13 protein-coding genes are annotated in these 14,121 nt (G+C 65.0%); 7 read left to right on the forward strand and 6 right to left on the reverse strand.

Translation table 11 applies throughout. The features are described from left to right. Window positions 1–9: 9 nt before the first annotated feature. Entirely contained in the window at window positions 10–276 is a 267-nt protein-coding gene (locus ACVWY3_RS19095; RefSeq protein ID WP_456839853.1) for a hypothetical protein, read from the reverse strand. Between the two features lie 494 nt (window positions 277–770). Here ACVWY3_RS19095 and ACVWY3_RS19100 point away from each other — a divergent pair, with 494 nt between their 5' ends. The 5 genes from ACVWY3_RS19100 to ACVWY3_RS19120 all read left to right on the forward strand — a co-directional run bounded on the left by ACVWY3_RS19100 (window position 771) and on the right by ACVWY3_RS19120 (window position 5,274). Next, entirely contained in the window at window positions 771–1,820 is a 1,050-nt protein-coding gene (locus ACVWY3_RS19100) for a LysR family transcriptional regulator (RefSeq protein WP_456839854.1), read from the forward strand. Window positions 1,821–1,849: 29 nt separating this feature from the next. Then, entirely contained in the window at window positions 1,850–2,221 is a 372-nt protein-coding gene (locus ACVWY3_RS19105) for a helix-turn-helix domain-containing protein (protein WP_027558475.1), read from the forward strand. A gap of 376 nt (window positions 2,222–2,597) precedes the next feature. Beyond that, window positions 2,598–3,950, forward strand: a complete 1,353-nt coding sequence (locus ACVWY3_RS19110) for a L,D-transpeptidase family protein (protein ID WP_456839855.1) — start codon at window positions 2,598–2,600, stop codon at window positions 3,948–3,950. Between the two features lie 120 nt (window positions 3,951–4,070). Continuing rightward, window positions 4,071–4,892 (forward strand): enoyl-CoA hydratase, encoded by an 822-nt coding sequence (locus ACVWY3_RS19115; RefSeq protein ID WP_456839856.1) that lies wholly within the window; start codon window positions 4,071–4,073, stop codon window positions 4,890–4,892. Between the two features lie 103 nt (window positions 4,893–4,995). Beyond that, entirely contained in the window at window positions 4,996–5,274 is a 279-nt protein-coding gene (locus tag ACVWY3_RS19120; protein ID WP_456839857.1) for a hypothetical protein, read from the forward strand. A 58-nt stretch (window positions 5,275–5,332) separates the two neighbouring features. Here the strand turns inward: ACVWY3_RS19120 and ACVWY3_RS19125 are convergent, their stop codons facing one another. The 3 genes from ACVWY3_RS19125 to ACVWY3_RS19135 all read right to left on the reverse strand — a co-directional run bounded on the left by ACVWY3_RS19125 (window position 5,333) and on the right by ACVWY3_RS19135 (window position 8,955). After that, complete coding sequence (locus ACVWY3_RS19125) at window positions 5,333–6,412, reverse strand: isocitrate/isopropylmalate dehydrogenase family protein (protein WP_456839858.1); 1,080 nt, start codon at window positions 6,410–6,412, stop codon at window positions 5,333–5,335. A 130-nt stretch (window positions 6,413–6,542) separates the two neighbouring features. Then, window positions 6,543–7,610, reverse strand: a complete 1,068-nt coding sequence (locus tag ACVWY3_RS19130) for an alcohol dehydrogenase (protein WP_456839859.1) — start codon at window positions 7,608–7,610, stop codon at window positions 6,543–6,545. A gap of 181 nt (window positions 7,611–7,791) precedes the next feature. Then, window positions 7,792–8,955, reverse strand: a complete 1,164-nt coding sequence (locus ACVWY3_RS19135; protein ID WP_456839860.1) for a CaiB/BaiF CoA transferase family protein — start codon at window positions 8,953–8,955, stop codon at window positions 7,792–7,794. A 204-nt stretch (window positions 8,956–9,159) separates the two neighbouring features. Here ACVWY3_RS19135 and glgA point away from each other — a divergent pair, with 204 nt between their 5' ends. Further along, the gene (glgA, locus tag ACVWY3_RS19140) at window positions 9,160–10,575 is read left to right on the forward strand and encodes a glycogen synthase GlgA (RefSeq protein WP_456839861.1); all 1,416 of its coding nucleotides are present in this window, start codon (window positions 9,160–9,162) and stop codon (window positions 10,573–10,575) included. A 269-nt stretch (window positions 10,576–10,844) separates the two neighbouring features. Here glgA and ACVWY3_RS19145 read toward each other — a convergent pair whose 3' ends face one another. Next, complete coding sequence (locus ACVWY3_RS19145) at window positions 10,845–11,795, reverse strand: oxygenase MpaB family protein (RefSeq protein ID WP_456839862.1); 951 nt, start codon at window positions 11,793–11,795, stop codon at window positions 10,845–10,847. A gap of 83 nt (window positions 11,796–11,878) precedes the next feature. Further along, window positions 11,879–13,027, reverse strand: coding sequence for a DUF3734 domain-containing protein (locus ACVWY3_RS19150; protein ID WP_456839863.1), 1,149 nt, complete (start codon window positions 13,025–13,027; stop codon window positions 11,879–11,881). 198 nt (window positions 13,028–13,225) lie between these two features. Here ACVWY3_RS19150 and ACVWY3_RS19155 point away from each other — a divergent pair, with 198 nt between their 5' ends. Further along, entirely contained in the window at window positions 13,226–14,107 is an 882-nt protein-coding gene (locus ACVWY3_RS19155; RefSeq protein WP_456839864.1) for a LysR family transcriptional regulator, read from the forward strand. Window positions 14,108–14,121: the final 14 nt, after the last annotated feature.

Here is a 14,121-nt window from a genome sequence, read left to right on the forward strand (position 1 = left end):
GCGGCGCGGCTACTTCACCACGCGGAGCAGCGGACGCCGGGGCTGGTCCTGCGTCTGCTTTGAGGGGGACGGCGGTTCGCTGGCAGCGCTCCGCAGCATTTCGTCGCACAGCGCCTTGAGATCGGCACTGTCAATTCCTTTGAGCTTCATCCGCACATCGAGGATGACGATGGACAGCAGTTCGGCCGACTCACGGCTGTTGATCTCGTTGAGGACCTTGCGGCACCCCTCGAGGGTTTCCAGCACCGACTGCAACTGGTCGTCTGAATGCGACACTTGCGTTCTTTCCGTTAATTCGGCCGGTGAGACATGTTTGCGACCACCCCTTCGGCCCCCGTGGGTCGCCCAAGATAGCATGAGGCCGTAGCGCCCCCGAACATGATTTCAGTGTGTTTCCGTCTTGAAACCGCGGTTGCGGCGCATATCGCCCGGCTGCGCTGCCGGACGTTGGCGAGGCGGGGCGTTGTCAAACGCCCAGCACGCCCTGATTGATCCATGCCGGAGAGCTGCGCCGCCCCCGGCGCAAGGACCGCCATTGTGGGCAGCGCCGACAATCCCGCAGCCATGTCACGGCTCGCAACGGAACTCACGCAACACCCCTCATCCGGGCGATGGTCTGCCCGATTCCCAGCCATTGTCCCAGCTCCTGGCAGCACTCCAGTACCTCCCTAGAGGTAGTAAGGATGACGTTCAAAACTCGTCATTCCCCAACCCGTCGTGGTTGTGGTTCGCGCCAGATTCTGCCAGTTTAACGAACCGAAGGGACTTGTATGCACTCCTTGGCGGAAAGGGGCGTTCCTCTGGAGGAACGCCCGAAGGCAAATCTCAGCGGCCTCTCGGATTGGGATGCGGCCCGCATATTCCTTGAAGTCGTCCGTTGCGGCAGTTTCCGTTCGGCGGCCGAACGCTTGTCTCTGTCGATCAACGCAGTGCGCCGCCGGATCGATGATTTCGAACGCCAGACCGGCGCCACGCTGTTCACCCGCGACGTCCACGGCACTCATCTGACCGACGAAGGCTCCCTCGTAGTGTCCGCCGTGGAGCGGATGGAGGCGGCCACTTTCGACGTTCTGCGCGCCAGCGATTCGATGGCCAACGTCCTGACCGGCGAGGTGCGGGTCGCCGTCACCGAAGGGCTCGGCACATTTTGGCTTGCTCCGCGCCTTGTCGAATTCCAGCAGGCCTATCCCAAGATCCTGGTCGATCTGCATTGCGCGATGCGCTCGGCCGACGTCTCCCGCCACGAGGCCGACGTCGCCATCCATCTGTCGCGTCCTTCGGCGCTCGACATCAAGCTGGTGCGGCTCGGCCGCATGCACCTGATGTTCTGGGCGTCGGAAAAATACGTTGAGAAATACGGCACGCCGCGCTCGGCGGCGGAATTGATCAAGCACCGCCTGGTGCTGCAATTCGCCGACCAGCTCGCTGCCAAGGAAACTTTCGAGAGCTTCTTCCCGGGCGTTCAGGAACGTGACCTTCTGGTCATGAAGACCAACGTCTCGAGCGCCAACTATTGGGCCGTCGCGAATGGTGCCGGAATCGGCGTATTCCCGAGCTACGCCATTGCGCTTGGCGGGAAGTTGATTCCACTGGAGGTCGAATTGAACCGACCGCTGGATATCTGGTTGTCCTACCATCCCGGTAGCGGCCGGATTCCACGCGTGCGGCACATGATTGACTGGCTGATCGAGGCTTTCAATCCGGCTCGCTTCCCGTGGTTTAAGGAAGAGTTCGTGCATCCGCACGAATTCAAGGACTCGTATATGGGCGAACCCCTGACCCAGCTCTTCGGGGGATTTTCTACCGAAGAACAAAGGTGAAAACAGAGATGAAAGCAGCGGCGAAAAGGATGAAGCAGCGCAGTGCCGGCAAGCCGGACATTGAGCTTGGCAAACGGATCCGTCTGCGGCGTGTCGAGATGAAGATCTCGCAGGCCGAGCTGGGCGAGAAGCTCGGCGTCAGCTTCCAGCAGGTCCAGAAATACGAGAAGGGCGTCAATCGTGTCGGCGCTGCTCGGCTTCAGCAGATCGCCTCCGCCCTCGACGTGCCCGTGACCTTCTTCTATGACGGCGACAACAAGGCTCGCGAAGTCGAAAGCCTCCTGTTCCTGGACTCGGCTTTCAGCCTCCGCCTGCTGCGCGCCTACAGCAAGATCAAGGACCAGACGGTGCAGCGTCAGCTCGTCTCGCTGATGGAATCGATTGCAGCGAACGAAGGCTGAGATCGGGTCTGGCTGCTACGGCCGATGTTCAATCCGCCGCGTCGCGGGGGCGTGGCTGGATTGAACGAGACCGACGGGATCAGATGTGGGCTCGCGCGCGTGCGCGCAGCCTTTCTCGGGCGGCTTGGCCGCCCTTTTTTCTTGACGATCGAGCCGCATTTCGTCGCGGATATCGCGAACCCATCCAGCCCCTGGCGCGACCCAATCGAGAAGTCCCGCATCGGGCGCGGGGCTTCGCCTGCCGTGCTTAATGGGACCTCAACTCTGGTGCCGTAATTTCCCGCCGGTTTGACCAATCGGCGCACGCGACGCGGCGGCCGGAAATTGATGGTGCGAGCCCGTTGCGGGCCTCGTTCTCAGGGGGAAGTCGGGACACATGTCGAAACGCCTTGCGATGATCATTGCCCTCGGCGCGCTCACGAGCGTCTCCGCGCTGGCGCAGACGGAGACCATTGGACAAGCCGGTCCCAAGCCGGCGACATCAGGCGCGGTGCCAGCCGCAGCGAACCCGGCCCATGCGGCCGCGCCGAAAGCGGCCACGTCCACGCCCGCCTCGACGCCGGAGAGCCGCTCGGCCGCAGCCCTCGCGATGACGCATGAGCCAACCTACGACGAGGGCTCCGCGCAGCGCATCAAGGACGCGGCGCTGAGCTATTCGGACCTTGCCGTGCGCGGCGGCTGGCCGAGCATCCCGGCGGATGCCAAATTCGCTGTCGGCGTCCAGGGCGGCCATGACGAGCTCCTGCGCAACCGGCTGATCGTCTCCGGCGATCTCTCAGCCGAGAAGGCGACCGGAGCCTTCGACCAGGATCTCGTGGACGCCGTGAAGCGTTTCCAGGCCCGTCATGGCCTCGCCCCGACCGGCATGATGACGCCGCGCACGATCGCGGCGATGAACGTGCCGGTGCAGAAGCGGATCCGGCAATTGGAGGCTTCGCTGCAGCGGCTCGAGAACATGAATTTCGGCTTCGGCCAGCGCTATGTCGTGGTCAACATCCCCGCGGCCTTCGCCGAGGCGGTCGAGAACGATGTCGTGGTGCGGCGCTATCGCGTCATCGTCGGCAAGACCGAAAAGCCCTCGCCGACGCTGACGGCGCAGATCACCAGCGTCGTGCTCAATCCGACCTGGACGGTGCCGGCCTCGATCGCCAAGACCGAGATCTCCGCGCATATGCGCAAAGACCCGACCTATCTGTCGCGCATGCACATGGAGGTGCTCGACGCCCACGACAATCCGATCGATCCGCATTCGGTCGACTGGTCGGGCACGCGCACGCCGAACTTCACCGTGCGCCAGCACAACGGCACCTTCAACGCGCTCGGCGCGGTGAAGATCGACATGCCGAATTCCTATTCCGTCTACATGCACGACACCAACCTACGCAATCTGTTCAGCGACGACTACCGCTTCGATTCCCACGGCTGCTCGCGCGTCGACAATGTGCGCGACCTCGCGGCGTGGCTGCTCAAGGACCAGCCGAAATGGAGCCGCGCCGCGATCGATGCGGAGATCGCCACGGGCCAGCATCTCGAGGTCGCTATGGCGCAGAAGGTGCCGGTGGCCTGGATCTATCTGACGGCATGGATGACCAAGGACCAGACCGTCCAGTTCCGCAACGACGTCTATAATCAGGACGAGCAGCTCCTGGAGGCCACTGCCGAAGAAGCAGCGTTCTTCAGCAACGCCGGCAGCCATCCGCTGACTGCGCACATGCATGTGACCCAATAGGCGCTACTTGCGCCATGCAATCGTGGCACAGGCGGGTGCAAGGCCGCATGCCTTGCCGCGGTTGACCCGAGCGCTGCCGGGGCTGCACATTGCGCTTCGCCCATGACCAGCGAGCGCGCGATGCCTGACATTTCCAACCCGACCGAAACACCTTACGCCGACGGCAAGATCCTCAAGCAGGTCACCGACGGCGTTGGCGTCATCATCTTCAACAATCCCGACAAGCGCAACGCGATGTCGCTAGAAATGTGGGAGGGATTTGGCGAGGCGCTGACGGCCTTGCGCAACGACGATGCAGTCCGCGTCGTGATCCTGCGCGGCGCCGGCGGCAAGGCGTTCGTCTCGGGCGCCGACATCAGCCAGTTCGAGAAGACGCGCCACAACGCGGCGGCCTCCGAGGAATACTCCAAACGCAGCGCCGTCCAGCGCGCGCTGCTGGCCGACTACCCGAAGCCGACCATCGCCTGCATCCAGGGCTTCTGCCTGGGTGGCGGCATGCAGATCGCGATGCTCGCCGACATCCGCATCGCCGCGCATGACAGCCAGTTCGGCATCCCTGCCGCAAAGCTCGGCATCGCCTATGGCTATGACGGCTTGAAGCATCTGGTGTCGCTGGTCGGCCCGTCCTGGGCGCGGCTTTTGATGTACACCGGCATGCGCATCGATTCCGCCGAGGCGCTGCGCATCGGCCTCGTTGAGCGCGTGTTCCCCGACGATCAGCTCTGGGGCGAGACCATGGCGATGGCCGAAACGATCGCGCACAACGCCCCACTCGCGATCAGGGCCGCGAAGATCACCATCGCGCAGGTGTTGAAAGACGAGAGCGCGCGCGACATGGACACGATCAAGGCGATCGGCAATGCCTGCATGGACTCGGCCGATTTCCGCGAGGGGCGTCAGGCCTTCATGGAGAAGCGCAAGCCGCAGTTCCGGGGGAAGTAGCTGAACCGATATTCACGAAGATTAAATTCCTCTACTTCCCGCATCGCGATAGCAACCACTTGATCCGCCGCAAGTTCTCCTGCCACCAACGAGGGAGATCGCGATGAAACTCAAATTTGCTGTTCTTGGTCTGGCTGCTCTCGGCGGAGCCGCGCTCGCCTCGGGCTCGGCGCTCGCGGCGATGCCGAACGGCATCCCGCAGGCGGACCAGATCGCAAGGGGCCCGGCGGCCGACGTCGATCAGGTGCGCTGGGTCTGTAACCCCTGGGGCCGCTGCTGGTGGCGCCCGAACTTTTATGGCGCCTATGGCTATTACGGCCCGCGGCGCTTCTACGGTCCGCGTCCATGGGGCTGGGGTTACCGCCACTGGCACCGCTGGTGAACGACACGCCGGTGAACGACGAAGGGGCCGAGAGGCCCCTTTTCTTTGACGCGTTTGATTACAGCGCCCTTAGCACCGCCTTCGTGATATCCGCCGTGCCGTTGCTGCCGCCGAACTCCATCGGCTTGATGCCGCCGGCATAGACCTGGTCGATCGCGCGCTCGATGGTCTCGCCAGCTTCCGCTGCGCTCTCGACGCCGTGCTTGTCGGCGAGCCAGTCCAGCATCATCGCCGCCGACAGGATCATGCCGGTGGGATTGGCCTTGCCCTCCCCCATGATATCAGGCGCGGTGCCGTGGCAGGGCTGGAACACGGCGTATTTGTCGCCGATGTCCGCGGACGGCGCCATGCCGAGGCCGCCAATCAGGCTCGCGGTGATGTCGGAGACGATGTCGCCGAACATGTTCTCCATCACCATCACGTCGAAATCCCAAGGACGCTTCACCAGCATCGCCGAACATGCGTCGACATAGAGGCGATCGGTCTTCACATCGGGATGCCCCTTCTCGACCTCGTCGAAGATGCCGCGGAAGAACGCAAAGGCCTTGAACACGTTCGCCTTGTCGACGCAGGTGAGCATCCCCGGCTTGCCGCGCGCCTTGCGCCGTTCGGCCAGACGGAACGAGAACTCGAACAGTCGCTCGGAGGTCTTGCGCGTGATCACCATGGTCTCGCGCGCGTCGTCGTGGGTGACGACGCCCTTGCCCATCGAGGCGAACAGGCCTTCGGTGGATTCGCGGATGACGACGAGATCGATGCCGCGGTTGTCAGCGCCGACGATCGGACTCGGCACGCCCGGAATGAGCCGCGCCGGTCGCACGCCAGCATAGAGATCGAAGATGAAGCGCAGCTCGATTTGCGGCGCGATCTCGGTGTTATCAGGATAGCGCACCGACGGCAGGCCGCAGGCGCCCAGCAGGATCGCGTCCGCCTCCTCACAGAGCTTGATGGTGGAATCAGGCATCGACTTGCCGGTCGCGAGGTAATTGTTGGCGCCGGCCGGCGCCTCGGTGAAGCGGAAGCGCAAGCCGGACTTCTGTTCGATCTTGCGCAGCACCTCGATGGCCGGCGCCATGACTTCAGGACCGATGCCGTCACCGGCGAGCACGGCAATGTGGAAGGCGTTGTTAGCGGACATAGGAGTTCCTGGGGAGGTGGCGTCATCCCGGGGCGCCTCGAAGAGCCGAACGATGGTGCGCAATTGCGCACCTGAGGATCTCGAGATTCCGGGGTCGGTCCTTCGGACCGCCCCGGAATGACGGAAGTTGCTACGGCGTCAGCACCGTGCGGCCGACCACGGCGCCCTGCTGCAACTGCAGCAGCGCGTCATTGGCCTTGACGAGCGGTGCCGTCGTCACCGGGATCGGCGGCACCTTCTTGGTGCGCACAAGGTCGAGCAGCTCCTGCGTTTCGCGCAAATTTCCGACATAGCTGCCCTGGATCGTCACCGCCTTGATCGGGATCAGCGGCAGCGCCCAGGTCGCACCGCCGCCGAACAGGCCGACGATGACGAGCTTGCCGCCTTTGGTGAGGCAGTCGAAGCCGAGCTGCGTCGTCGCGGCATTGCCGACGAGATCGATCACCGCGCGGATCGGGCCGCCTGCTTTCTTCGCAAGCTGCTCCAGCGCGTCGGGCGCCTTGGGATCGATGGTGGCGAGCGCGCCGGCTTTCTCGGCGGCCTCGCGCTTCCTGGCATCAATGTCGACCATGATCGCGCCCTTGCCGCCCATCGCTTTCAGCAGCGACAGCGCCATCAGGCCGAGGCCGCCGGCACCGAACATCACGATCGGCGTGTCGAAATGCTGCTCGACCTTCTTCAGCGCGCTGTAGGTGGTCACGCCCGAGCAGGCGTAAGGCGCAGTCGTCGCGGGATCGAGACCTCTCAGGTTGAGCAGATAGCGCGGATGCGGCACCAGCATGTGATCGGCATAGCCGCCGTCGCAATAGACGCCGAGTGAGCGCGGCGTCAGGCACATGTTCTCGTCGCCGCCAAGGCACGTCGCGCATTTCCCGCAGCCGATCCAGGGATAGACCAGGCCGACATCGCCGAGCTTCAGGTCGCCCTGGTCGGTCGGCTTGACGTCGGGACCGAAGGCGAGCACCTCGCCGACGGTCTCATGGCCCATGGTCAGCGGCAGATTGATGCCGCGGTCCTTCAGCGACAGCGGCTTGCGGCCGTGGCCGAGGTCGTAGCCGCCTTCCCAGATGTGGAGGTCGCTGTGGCAGACGCCCGCGGCCTTCACCTTGATCAGCACCTGCGTGCCCGACGGCTGCGGCGTGGCTTCGTCGAACTCCTGCAGCGGCGCCTTGAAATCGGCGACCTTGAAACTCTTCATCGGCATCCTCCCGCATGCTTCTTGTTGTCGTGCCACCATGCCATGGCAGGCCGGGCGAGACAAATCTGGATCTGTCTAGTTGACGCGCGTAGACCGTGGCAAGCCGAGCGCATGCAGGGCCGGATTGCTTGCCGCAGGACGATGTTCGTCAGCCCCGCGCCGCGGTCATGCCGGGCGGAATTCACGTGCCGTCGGCAAGGCCGACCTCGCGGCACAATTCGCGCGTGTGCTCGCCGAGCACGGCCATCGTCCTGCCCGGCGCGGTGTCGGCGCCCGACATCCGGAACGGCAGATTGAGCACCTGGAACGAGCCGCCTTCGTCCTCGACGGGCGAGAGCGCCTGGCGATGGGCGAGCTGGGGATCGGCCAGCGCCTCGGCCACGGTGCGATAGGCCGACGCCGGCACGCCGGCCACGGCAAGCGCAGCGAGACAGGCCTCGGTCGACAGCCGCCGCGACCAGGCTTCGACGCCGTCCATCAGCTCGGCCCAATTGTCGCGGCGCGCGCCATAGCTGGCAAAGCGTGCGTCGATGATCCATTCGGGACGGCCGATCACCCCCATCAACAACTGGAACGTCTTCTCGCTGGCGATCGTGATCATGAGATAGCCGTTCGCGGTCTCGGTCGGCCCGAACATCGGCCGCGGCGGCGGCTTGACCGCAAATTGCGAGCTCTGCAATTCGATCACGGTCAGGCTCAGCATCGACTCCAGCATCGACACGTCGATGTGCTGGCCCCGCCCCGTCACGGTGCGCTGATAGAGCGCAGAGGCAATCGCGCCGAAGCCATAGGTGCCGGTGACGACGTCGGCATGATAGATGCCGCAATAGTCAGGCCTGACGCGGCCGGGCTGGTAGGCGAGATGCGCCATGTCGTAGCCGGAAGCTGCGTGGATCACCGGTGCATAGGCCGGCAGCTCGGCTGACGGCCCGGTCTGGCCGTAGCCGGAGATCGAGCAATAGATCAGCCGCTCGTTGACGGGACGCAGGCTGTCGTAGTCGAGCCGCAGCCGGCGCATCACGCCGGGGCGGAAATTCTCGACCACGATGTCCGCGGTCGCGGCCAGCCGGCGGACCGCCTCCCTGCCCTCCTCGGACTTGAGGTCGAGGACGACACTCTTCTTGCCGACATTGAGCTGGCCGAACACGGTGCTGCAGCCCTTGCGCAGCGGCGGCCGGGTCCGCATCGTCTCGCCGCCGTCGGTCTCGATCTTGATGACCTCCGCCCCCATGTCGGCGAGCATCCGCGCGCAATGCGGACCGGCGATGGTGGTCGAAAAATCCAGCACCCTGAGGCCGGCGAAGGCCTTTGTCGTCGTCGCCTCATGCTTATCTGCTAGCTGCATGCTTGCCGCGTCCTCGCCTGTGTCCTTGAATTGCTTAGGAACGATCAATGTTCTCTGTTGTTGGTGCGTCGACCCTAAAGGGCGGCGGCTGAGTAGGAAAGTCTTTACCGAACCGGCGCATCTCGCGGAGGGCTTGAGAATTCCAGGGGCAACTGGACCCGTTCTTGCATAGCAGCAAACGGGATCGGAAGAGGGCAATCGTTCTTGAGGGTCTTGTTCGTCACGACAGAGATGGACGACTTCGTCCGCGTCGGCGGGCTTGGAGCCGTTTCTGCCGCCTTGCCCCGAGCGCTCCGACCCGTCGCCGACATCCGGGTGATGCTGCCAGGCTACCGCGACATCATCGAACAACTCACGCATATTCAGGTCGTTGGCCGCTGTCCGGCTTTTGCCGAGATGCCGGCCTGCTCGCTCGGCCGGGCCGCGACCAAGGACGGCCTGCCGGTCTATGTGCTGTTGTGCTCACAGCTCTACGACCGGCCCGGGAACCCCTATGGCGACGAGTCAGGGCGCGACTGGCCCGACAATGACATCCGTTTCGCGCGCTTTGCCTCGGCCGCTGCTGAGCTGGCCATGGGCAATCTGGACAACAATTGGGCAGCAGACCTGATCCATGCCAATGACTGGCAGGCTTCGCTGGTGCCGGCCTATCTCGCCTGGCGTGGCGCCAAGCTGCCCTCGATCCTGACCATCCACAACCTCGCCTATCAGGGCCTCTTCCCGAAGGACTCGCTGCGGCGGATCGGCGCACCGGAGAGCTCCTTCCACATCGATGGCGTCGAGTTCTACGACCAGCTCTCCTTCCTGAAAGCGGGCCTGGTCTACGCCTCGCACCTCACCACCGTCAGCGGCACCTATGCGCGCGAGATCACGACGGAGGAATTCGGCTGCGGCCTCGAAGGCCTGCTCCGCGTCCGCTCGGACGCAGCCGAGCTCACCGGCATTCTCAACGGCATCGACGAGAGCTGGGACCCGCGCTATTGCGCCGAGCTCGCCCAGCAGTTCGGCGCCGGCGACTGGGTCGGCAAGAAGGCCAATGCGGATTACGTGCGCAAGCAGTTCGGCCTCGCAGTCTCGCGCGGGCCGATGTTCGCGATCGTCGCGCGCCTCGTGCACCAGAAGGGCATCGACCTCGTGCTCTCGGCCGCCGACGAGATCGTCGATGCCGGCGGGCAGATCGTGGTCACCGGCTCCGGCGAGCCGGCTCTCGAGCAGGCCTTGATCAACGCGCATCGCCGCCGCCCCGACGCCATCGGCGTCACCATCGGCTTCAACGACGCCCAGGCGCGCCGCATTTTTGCGGGCAGCGATTTCACCTTGATGCCGTCACGCTTCGAGCCCTGCGGCCTCAGCCAGATGTACGCCCAGCGCTTCGGCTCGCTGCCGATCGGCCACCAGACCGGAGGCCTCGCCGAGACCATCACCGACGGCGAGACCGGCTTCCTGTTCTCAAGACCTTCGCACGAATCCTTCCTCGGCGGCGTCCGCCGCGCCTTCGAGGCCTTCATGGCCCATGACCAGCTCGACACCATGCGCCGCAGCGCCATGGGCCGCTCGTTCTCCTGGAGCATCTCGGCGGGGAGCTACAGTGCGTTGTACAGGAAGCTGGCGTCCGCGTGAGGCCGAGGGCCGGCTACAGCCTTCGTCGTTGCGAGGAGCGTAGCGACGAAGCTTCTGCAGAGGATCCTGGATCGCTTCCCTACGCTCACAATAGAATTTGGGCCTCACTCTGCTCTCGTGCCCGGACGCAGCGCAGCGCGTCGCCCTTCGCGACGTGGTGCGCTGCTGAGCCGGAGCGCATTCGCACCGGAGTTCGTGGCTCTTGGGTCCCGACTCTGCGCCGCAACGCTTCCGCGTTGCGGCTTGTGCGGGACACGAGAGATTGGCCCTCACCCCTTCCCGCGCTGATCCATCTGCCGCCGGCCGATCCAGGCACGGTTGAGGCAGCGGATCATCCAGTCGGGCTGAGCCTCGCCCCGCAGCCGTGCCTGCGCTTCCTGATAGGGGCTGGCATAGCGCAGCCTGTCGGGCAGTTTCGGATAGACGCGCCGAATCCACCGCAGCGCGCGGTCGGCAGACCTGACGTCCGGTTCGTCGAGCGCAAGGTCGAAGCCGGCGCGCAGGCGCTCCGGCAGCATCCTGGCCGTGAGCGCACGATACCAGCGCGGCGGGCGCAGCCACGGACGCGCGCCGCCAAGGATCTGCGCGGCGATCTCGCGCGCCGCCGGGCTGACCGTCAGCGTCTCCGACTGCGCCATTGCCGCGGTGTACGCCGCAAAGCCAGCCCAGTCCGCCGGCAGATCATCGCCCGTCAGTCCGAACAGCGCGCCAAAGGTCCGGCTCTCGGCCCAGTAGCGCTCGCGCTCCTCGACCGAGAGCGGCGGCAGAACCAGATCATGCGCCATCAGCGCGGACTCGACCAAGGTGGCATGAACCCAGCGCAGCGACGGAATGTCGTTGGCGCAGTAGCGCGAGCCAGCCGCAAACGGACCGACGGTCTCGGGCATCTCGCCGACGATCATGGTGTGGCGCCGGTGCAGTTGCCGGGCCGACAGCAAGGCACGGTCGAGCGAGCCGAACACCATGGCGAACACGACGTCGAAGGTGCGGTGGAAGCGGCCGATCGGATCGGCAAAGGTCGTCGAGTGCTCGGCGATGGCAGCAGCGACCCAGGGATGCGCGAGTTGAAGCAGCAGCGCGCGGCCGGCACCGAGAAAGACGGCGGCTTCGCGGTCGATCCGCCAGGTCAGCGTGTCGGGACCGAACACGCCCGCGACCGGTCCCGCGGCATGAGCGCGGACCTGATCAAGAGCGGCTTCAAGATCGTTCCCGGACACCATTTACACGGCCTTCGGCTATGACGGACTGCCGACGATCCGCAAGGCCTGTGGCAATTCGATGAAGCGCGCGGTCACCCATAGTCCTATTCCGCAGCCATCGGCATCTCGTCCGTGTGCTCGTGCAGCACCACGCCGGCGAGCGGATCGAATTCGCCGATCCACGGCCTGCGCGCGAGCACAGACTTGGTGTGGGCATAGCCGGCGTGCCAGCGCCGCGTGATGCCGGACGGGCTGAAGTCGATGTCCTTGGTGTGGGTCTCGCGCTCGAGCTGCGGCGCCAGCAGCCGCACCACATGCATGCGGGTCGGACAACCGTAGCTCATCAGCTCCCTCACCGCGGGATCATTGCGCTCGCTCTCGGGCAGCCGCGCGGCAAGCTGATTGATGACGTGGCGCAGCCGATGGGCCTGTTGCTGGCGCACGATCTGGCTCGCGATGCGGCTGGAATATTGCACGTCCTTGTGCCGGTTCAGCACCTCCGCCATCGTGGTCGGCTCGGGGCCGACGGGATTCCACAGATGCACGGAGAAGATCAGCGAATCCCTGCGCGGATTGTCGTCGAACACCGCTTCCGTCGGCGTGTTCGACAGGATGCCGCCGTCCCAATAGAGTTCGCCCTCGATGCGCACCGCCGGGAAGGCCGGCGGCAGCGCGCCCGAGGCCATCACGTGCTTCACGGTCAGCTCCCCGTCGCGGCTGTCGAAATAGCGCATCTCGCTGGTGCCGACATGGGCCGCACCGACCGTCAGGCGCGGCGCGCAGCGATTGGCGAGGTCGAAATCGACCAGCTCGGTCAGCGTCTTCTCCAGCGGCGCGGTCGAATAATAGCCAGCGTGGTCAGCGCCCAGCGGATAGCAATCCCCCGCATGCGCCAGCGGATTGGGGCGGAAGAAACCCGCAATGCCGTGGGTCACGGTCGACCAATAGGCCAGCTTCTCGTTGAAGCCGGGAAAGGCGGCGCGCCAGTCCCAGACCGGCTGCTGCTCCATCCGCTTCCAGAACTCCTTCAATCGCGCGAGCCGGTTCTGCGGCGCGTTGCCCGCAATGAGGCTGGCGTTGATGGCACCGATCGAGGTGCCGATGATCCAGTCCGGCTCGATGCCCGCCTCGTGCAGCGCCTGGTAGACCCCGGCCTGATACGAGCCGAGCGCGCCGCCGCCTTGAAGCACGAGAACGACCTGACCCGGCAGGTCCATACTGCTTCGTTGCGGGTTGTCCTGCATGCCGTTCATGTCTCGCTCCTGTCGAGCCTATGGTTATCATTCGTCCGGCGTAAGGCCTTTGTTACGTCTTGCCGTTGTCGGCGATTGTCCGGTCTTTTGGAAATGCCGGCTGGCTTCCGAAACCATACGCGCGTGCTATTGCTGCCAGCATATCATTTCCCGCCCCGATCGGTTAGATTTCCGGCCGATCCAGCTGGGAGCCGATCCATGGAAATGCATCAGGTCCGCTATTTCCTCGCGGTCGCGCAGCTGTTGAATTTCACGCGCGCCGCCGAGGAGTGCAACGTCACGCAGCCCTCGCTGACGCGCGCGATCAAGCAGCTCGAGGCCGAGCTCGGCGGCGACCTGTTCCGGCGTGAAAGGCCCGCGGCTCAATTGACCGAGCTCGGCCAGCGCATGCATCCGCTGCTGAAGCAGTGCTACGACGCCGCGGCCGGTGCACGCTCGCTCGCCTCTTCGTTCAAGAGCGGAGAGATCGGCGCGCTTCGTATCGCGCTCACCCATTCCATTAATCTAGCGCTTCTGATTCCACATCTCAGCGAGATCAAGCGGCAGTTCAACCGGCTCGAACTCCGCTTCCTGCGCGGCTCGAGCCGCGACGTCGCCGAGTTCCTGAAGAAAGGCGACGCCGAGCTTGGCATCGCCGCCGAGATCGACGAGTCCTGGGAACGGCTCGACGTTTGGCCGCTGTTCACGGAAGGCTTCGAGCTCGTGGTCAGCAGCAGGCACCGGCTTGCCGGCCGCAGCAGCATCGAACTCGACGACCTGCGCGCGGAGCAGTTGCTGGGCCGGACGTTCTGCGAGCATTCCAGCCGGATCTCAGCAAGCCTGCGCGAGCACGGCATCGAGCATGGCCACGAAATTTCGAGCGAGCGCGATCTGATCGAGCTGGTCGAAGCCGACGTCGGTGTCGCCATGGTGCCGCACACGTCAGCCGTGCCGGAGAAGCTGACCCGCACTGCGGTCACGGGGCTGGACGCCCGCCGCACCGTCAGCCTCTACGGAGTGGCCGGCCGTCAGCGCACGGCGGTGGCCAACGCCGTGATGCGGATGCTGCGCGGCGCGGACTGGCGGCAGATTGCTGGGTAACCTTGTGTCGTCGC

It is taken from the genome of Bradyrhizobium sp. USDA 4486 (assembly GCF_054057995.1).